Here is a 6,237-nt window from a genome sequence, read left to right on the forward strand (position 1 = left end):
TCTATCCAAAATAACCCATCTCCATCATCTCAGTAGTACATATAATTATCTTTACGGATCAAAAGAATAAATAAAAAGCGTCACCCTCTCTCCACCTGTAAAAGGGTGACGCATGGTTACAGCTTATACCGCATTTTCAAAATTGCATACCAGCCCATTCCCCACAGATAATCTGCCAGGCTGTCTTTTTTCCGGTATTTGGCCCACTGTTTGAAGTCATGGTAGTTTTCCGGCTTCTTGATGGGCAGGGTATTGGTGATGGTCTCCCAGGGAGACAGGGCATTGTACTGCCGCCACTGGGCATCGAAGGGGGCCAGTACCATCTGCCATGGCTTCCGCCGGCCGGTCCAGTGGATGATCACTCCCTCACCCTTGTCGTCTTCCCCACCTCCGAATTCGTTGTACACCGGAGGCAGGAACAGATTGGTGCCGTCAAAAGTCAGATTCAGCACGTCCTGGCTCTGGCCCAGGAACCGTTCCCGGGGTTCCTTTTGGAAGGAAAAGGCTTTTTCCGTAATCCCCTGCTTTCCCCATTCCGGGATATTGATCAGCATGATGCCGTCGTTGAAATACTTTCCGTTCTTCAGCTTCAGATAGCCGCCCCGATAGGCCGCATCTTTCGGCCGTTCAGAAACAGCCCCCATGGCCTTGCCCTCCATGGAAAGACCGAACAGGTCCTCCAGGGAACGGATCACCATGGTATCCGCATCCAGATACAGGAACCGGTCCGTTTCCCCCTTCAGCACCTTGGCCATATAGAGCCGGCCGTAGGTAATCCGGGAGAACCGGGCCACTTTTACATGGAAATCCTGGAAGGGTGCCATATCCAGTTCATACAGGGTGCACCGGCAGTGCCATTTTTCTGCCAGCTGCCGGACTTTATCCCCGTTTTCCCGGCTGTAGCCGTCGGTAAACAAGTGGAACACAAAAGGATGGTCCGGATTGTTTTCCAGCACCGAAACCATGGAAGCCCCCATGATCTGAAAAAAAGGGTTGTTCACATTGTAAGCTACATGCCAGGGTTCCCCGGAATGGGGATCCAGAAAGTCAAAATTTTCCTGCTTCCGAATAAAATTCTCCAGGGCAAAAAAGCCCGGTTCAAATGTTTTCATGCTGTCTCCTGAAATAATGTCTCTATGGCCGCTTCCGCCATGGGAACGGTCACTGCATCCACACAGTCGGATTTTGTACACCGGCTGGGACCGATGCAGATATGTTTGCCAGAACAGGGCAGATGCCCGCTGACCCCGACACAATGTTTTCCCGGCGCCCGATAGATCACCGGGGAATTGAAGGTAAAGAGGGTAACCACCGGACAACCTGCCGCTGCTCCAATATGAGCAGTCCCGGTATCCAGGGTCAGCAGCAGGTCCATATGGGCCAGAAGAGCCGTCAGTTCCAGAAAGCTGGTTTTCCCGATCAGATCCACCACGGCCTCCCGGTGTTTCATTTCCTGGAGGATGGCATTTCCCCGTTCCCGGTGGGCAGGAATGCCCGTCAGGTACAGGGTAGCTCCATAAGTTTCTGCCAGCCAGTCACAAACCTGGCTGAACTTTTCCGCCGGCCAGTCCTTGGTCCGGGAGGTCGTCTGGATGCACAAGGCAATCTTCTTCCCGGCGGCCGGCGCTTTCTGCAGCAGCTTCTGTGCCCATCGTTCCTGTTCCGCCGCCATGGGTTTCAGCCGGGGCGGCACGAATTCCTGGGAAGGATCTCCGAAAAAGCCCCGCATCATCTGCTGAAAGCTGGCCGCCATGGAATGTTCCTGATAGGACCAGCCTGCAGGCAGTTCCAGGTCCCGGGTATAGAACCATTTTTCCCATCCCAGTTTCCAGCCCAGTGCCTGTTCCATGCTGATCCGTTCCGGAATCCGGGCAAACCATTTCATCAGCGTTACCCGTTCCCGGGGGTCCAGGGAAATCCCCAGGTCAAAATGACGCTGGGACAGCTGCCGCCCCATCCGCCACACATCCCCATACCCGCCTCCGCTGGCATAACGGTAAGGGATCACTTCATCCACACCCTCCAGCAATTCTGCCACAAAGGCCAGGTTGGCGCTGCAGAGATACGTAATCCTAGCCCCGGGGCAATGCTTCCGAAGCACCGGAAACACAGAGGCGGTCATAATCATATCTCCCATATGCATGATACCATCAACAAAAATATTTTTGTAAGTCATTTATTTTCCTTGTCATAGTACATTTCCATAAAATGACGCTGAATTCTTTTCAGTTGAAGTATACACCGTTTCCAGATTGGATACCGGAAATATAACGTCATGAAATGTTCTTTTTTATATTGATTGACATATCTTGATGACTTTCTTTCTTTTTCGGCAACCTGTTCAATAACAGAGTTCCGCGAAACATTTGAATCCAAATAGCCAAAATCATGATTTATGCAGTATATGGTTAAATAACCTAATTTATAATACAGATTCCAAGCATCAATTTCAAACTGTATGGGATTCTGTGCCTTTAGCAAGTTTTCTGCCGCTTTTCGATTGATTGCATATCCATGAGCAGCTGTTCCAGCCAACGCATGAAGAATTTTATATCCATTCCCCAATGAAAAAACGGTTTTTGTCGGAGCCTTTACTCTATAAAGAAGCAGTACTGCCGGTTTAGTCATCTGATTCAAAAATTCCTTGATTTTAGGGAAATATTGGACAAAGTCCGGAGATAGGCGAACATCATCTTCGAATACAAAAACATAAGGTTCTTCACTTTTCAACAACTGCCTGTAAATTTCAAGATGGGAAAGGGCACAGCCAATTGCCCCTTTATTTAAAATATTATGTTTTGCAGTGAATTGCTGCAACTCCTGTTCAGTCAGCTGATTCCCCATAATGGCGTTAAAAAAATTGGGTTTTATTCCATATTCCCTAAAATTTTTATCAATTTGAGTCCGTCTCTGATATGCAACTGGTGAACTGATTATATAATGATAAATTTCCATCATCCCCATGACTCACCCCTGCTATTTAATCGTACGATAATCAGCCTTACCCTTCGAAGAAGTCTGTATACTGCAGCCAATGCCCCACATGGCAAAATATAATCTCATAGTTGATTTTGAGTAAAGGGTATTGTCCACCATTCCATGAATAAGATTGGCAAGGCAAAGCCACAATACAGCATAACAGACATATTCCTCAGAGTGCAGTTGTATGGCTCTCATCATAAGAAGCAGAGTCCCTGCCGCAAAGCAAAAATATCCAACTCCCCCCAGTAATCCAGCAGTAGATAAAAAAGTCATAAAATTATTGTGAGGTACGGGCAAATCCGGTTCCTTTGCTTCCGGCAAAATATATTTTGCCTTGTAAATTTTACTCCATTGTCCAAATCCCACACCGATAACAGGATGATCAAGCCACATGGAATACGATGATTTCCACAGCAGCACCCGTTCGCCATCATACTTGCGACGGGCTAAATTCACAGTGCCAAATGCTGTACAGATTCCCATACTGGTAAGGAACAACAAAAATATGGCTATCTGTTTTTTTGCACTCCATTTTCGTTTTATGATCCAATGATATACAATAACAATAGCCATTCCTGCAAAAACCCCTGCAATACCTCCTCTGGAACGAGTCATCCACAAAGCAACAATACTACAGGCAAAAGGTATAATTCCAAGCCACTCCCATTTTGCAGTTTTTTCCCCTTTCCAAGTGTCCCAAAGAAGCCAGCCCTGAAAAGGAAGAAGACATTCCAGAGCCAGTGCGAAATTATTGGGATTGGGAAAAGGCCCTTGGAGCCGGGCAGGGAAATTTTGGAGAACATGCTGATAAAAAGCAACCCCGCATAAAACAAGAGACCCACCCCAAAGGCCCCACTGCGCATATGCCCTGATGGGCTTCTCCTTGTACTGGAGAGCCATCACCAAAACCCAAAAAGGAATCGTATAGAAAATAAAATTCATTGCACTTTTTATGACGACAGTCTTTCCCGACGCTACCGCCGCCAGAAAAATAAGCCCCATAAATAAGCCATAACACAAAAGCCATACTTTGTGGACCGGTATTGCGATTTTTTTCTTCCGTTTCCAATAAATCAACATTACAACAACAACCAATCCCAGACTGATGCTGTACCCTGCATTCCATTTTGTACTGCACAGAAAGAACAGATACAGATTGGTAGCTGCCATCAGCAGCCACTGCAGCCGATTGTCCGAAATCATTCTTTCAATTCTCCCCCAACTTCCTTAGAACAGTTTCTTCCACAATTCAGCCAGCTTCAGCCGCAGTTCCTGACGGGTTACGGATTTTCCCCTCATATCCTTTCCCGGCTGGGGCATTTTTGCCCCGGCAAAGGCTGTGCTGGCCAGGTAGGTATAGTATTTTTCGTTGAAATGGCCCTTGGGCGGAAACTCCCAGGGCTTGTACCGGCCGGCCCAGTGGAACACCCCCGGCCGTTCCAGGGCCTCCAGGGCCAGGTTCCGCCAGCGGGATTTCTTCAGCACTTTCACCGGCAGGGTGAACACCGGCGGAATCACATTCCACCGGAGGGGCAGGGGCTTCCAGTTGTCCTGGAACACCTTGTTCAGCCCGTCCTGATCATGATGGCGGAAGTTCCCCTCTTCCACACACCGGATCACCTGGGGCCCATACTGGTTTTCCCGCCAGGCCTTCAGATCCATTACCATCACCCCGGAATTGAAGTACAGCTCCCCCTCTTCAATTCCCAGGGTTTCCTCTTTCTGCCGGCGCATCCGGGAGGAAGCCAGGATGCCCAGATCGGGCACCGCCCCCAAAGGTTTCCCTTCCAGGTCCATCTCCCACAGTTCCTGGATGTCGTCCAGCACCACCAGGTCCGTATCCAAATAAATCACACGGTTTACGTTTTCCGGTACCAGTTCCGGGATCAGCAGCCGGAGATAGGCCGCCCGGTTCACATGGCCGCTGGTATGGGCCTGGATTTCCTTCTGGGCAGTGGGAACAAAGGTGATGGTTCCCCTGCTCTTTGTCACCGTGGCGGCAATCCCTGCCTGTTTTTCTTCGCTGATCCCATCCTCGAAATAGTAAAAATGGATGGGGACCATTCCCCGGTGGTTGGCCAGGATGGAAGCACAGGCTACAGCCCCATGCTGGGCATAATTGTCATCAGAAGCCAGTACAATGGAAATTTCGTCCATTTCTGTCACCTCTTTTGCTTGATTTATGTCTTGTCACTTTTTCCTGCAAAGTTCCGCCAATTTCATGTATTTCATGGCTGTGTAGATGCCGTGCTGGAGGGTGGCCACAAACCCCATGCTCCCTTCCAGGAAGCCCCCTTCCAGCACATAGGCTTTCACCATTCCCATCAGAGCGTGGCCGGCAGCGGTCCCTGCGGTGGCCTTTTTTCCCCGGCCATAGGCTTCTTCCGCCCACAGGGTGGTATAATGCCCGGCCTTGTTCCACCACTGGGCAAAGGTGTCGTAGGTATAATGCTCCAGAGGTTCTTTTAATTCTGTCACCGGCAGGGGACATTCCGGCCGCTCGTGGACTTTCCCCACCCAGCAGACATTTTCCCGGGGAAACAGCCGCTTCACCCGGTCCGGACTAAAGGCTCCGTGGTGGAATTCATGGCCGAAGGCGATGTTAATCCGCCGGAACCCATACTGATGGTCCAGGCTGCCGGCTTTGATGGCGTTGATTTTTTCCGCCAGGGCCGGAGTCAGCCGCTCGTCTGCATCCAGGTACAGGATCCAGTCTCCTGTAGCCTGGGCCAAGGCAAAATTCCGCTGGGCGGCAAAATCCTCATCCCATTCCCGGAAAGCAATGTCCGCCCCGGCTTCCCGGGCCAGGGCCACCGTATGATCCGTACTGCCGGAATCCACCACCAGCAGCTGGTCGGCACAGGGCCGGGCAGAATCCAGGGCCGCCAGGATATGTTTTTCCTCGTTTTTCGTCAGGATAACTACCGTACAGGTTCCCATGATGAATCTCCTTTTCTCATTCAACCTTTAGTCTACCGTAAAGGGGGAGGAAAGGCAAGACGGCAAGGTGGATTTTGTAAAAATCCACCCTTTCAGCAGTCAATGGTCAGCGTCTTCTGGAAACCGGCTTGCTGCCGGCTCTGAATAAAAACAAGGGCCGTTGCAGTCAGCAACAGCCCCTTCATTTCGTTATGGAGCGGAAAACGAGATTCGAACTCGCGACCCCCACCTTGGCAAGGTGATGCTCTACCACTGAGCTACTTCCGCAAATGGATTACTTGTATAGTATATTACAGTATTTAGCTTATGTCAAGG

6 protein-coding genes and 1 tRNA gene are annotated in these 6,237 nt (G+C 50.0%); all 7 read right to left on the minus strand.

Annotated elements, in window-relative coordinates; translation table 11 throughout:
- Positions 1 to 116: 116 nt before the first annotated feature.
- A complete protein-coding gene (locus QVO43_RS08745) occupies positions 117 to 1,112 on the minus strand; it encodes a glycosyltransferase family 8 protein (protein ID WP_022488144.1) in 996 nt (331 codons plus the stop codon).
- Positions 1,109 to 2,122, minus strand: a complete 1,014-nt coding sequence (locus QVO43_RS08750; RefSeq protein ID WP_229778410.1) for a glycosyltransferase family 9 protein — start codon at positions 2,120 to 2,122, stop codon at positions 1,109 to 1,111. The genes QVO43_RS08745 and QVO43_RS08750 overlap by 4 nt, the downstream gene beginning before the upstream one ends.
- Positions 2,123 to 2,172: 50 nt before the next feature.
- Entirely contained in the window at positions 2,173 to 2,964 is a 792-nt protein-coding gene (locus QVO43_RS08755; protein ID WP_022488146.1) for a glycosyltransferase family 25 protein, read from the minus strand.
- A 12-nt stretch (positions 2,965 to 2,976) separates the two neighbouring features.
- Complete coding sequence (locus tag QVO43_RS08760) at positions 2,977 to 4,185, minus strand: O-antigen ligase family protein (RefSeq protein ID WP_022488147.1); 1,209 nt, start codon at positions 4,183 to 4,185, stop codon at positions 2,977 to 2,979.
- A gap of 24 nt (positions 4,186 to 4,209) precedes the next feature.
- The gene (locus QVO43_RS08765) at positions 4,210 to 5,139 is read right to left on the minus strand and encodes a glycosyltransferase family 8 protein (RefSeq protein ID WP_022488148.1); all 930 of its coding nucleotides are present in this window, start codon (positions 5,137 to 5,139) and stop codon (positions 4,210 to 4,212) included.
- 33 nt (positions 5,140 to 5,172) lie between these two features.
- Positions 5,173 to 5,922, minus strand: coding sequence for a glycosyltransferase family 2 protein (locus QVO43_RS08770; protein WP_022488149.1), 750 nt, complete (start codon positions 5,920 to 5,922; stop codon positions 5,173 to 5,175).
- 192 nt (positions 5,923 to 6,114) lie between these two features.
- Positions 6,115 to 6,189, minus strand: a tRNA-Gly gene (locus tag QVO43_RS08775).
- Positions 6,190 to 6,237: the final 48 nt, after the last annotated feature.

Source organism: Acidaminococcus sp. CAG:542 (assembly GCF_000437815.1).
Taxonomy (GTDB): Bacteria; Bacillota; Negativicutes; order Acidaminococcales; family Acidaminococcaceae; genus Acidaminococcus.

Bases quoted from the DNA above. Each gene is read 5' to 3' on its own strand.
- QVO43_RS08745 (WP_022488144.1), bottom strand. From the start codon at position 1,112: ATGAAAACATTTGAACCGGGCTTTTTTGCCCTGGAGAATTTTATTCGG.
- QVO43_RS08750 (WP_229778410.1), bottom strand. From the start codon at position 2,122: ATGACCGCCTCTGTGTTTCCGGTGCTTCGGAAGCATTGCCCCGGGGCT.
- QVO43_RS08755 (WP_022488146.1), bottom strand. From the start codon at position 2,964: ATGGGGATGATGGAAATTTATCATTATATAATCAGTTCACCAGTTGCA.
- QVO43_RS08760 (WP_022488147.1), bottom strand. From the start codon at position 4,185: ATGATTTCGGACAATCGGCTGCAGTGGCTGCTGATGGCAGCTACCAAT.
- QVO43_RS08765 (WP_022488148.1), bottom strand. From the start codon at position 5,139: ATGGACGAAATTTCCATTGTACTGGCTTCTGATGACAATTATGCCCAG.
- QVO43_RS08770 (WP_022488149.1), bottom strand. From the start codon at position 5,922: ATGGGAACCTGTACGGTAGTTATCCTGACGAAAAACGAGGAAAAACAT.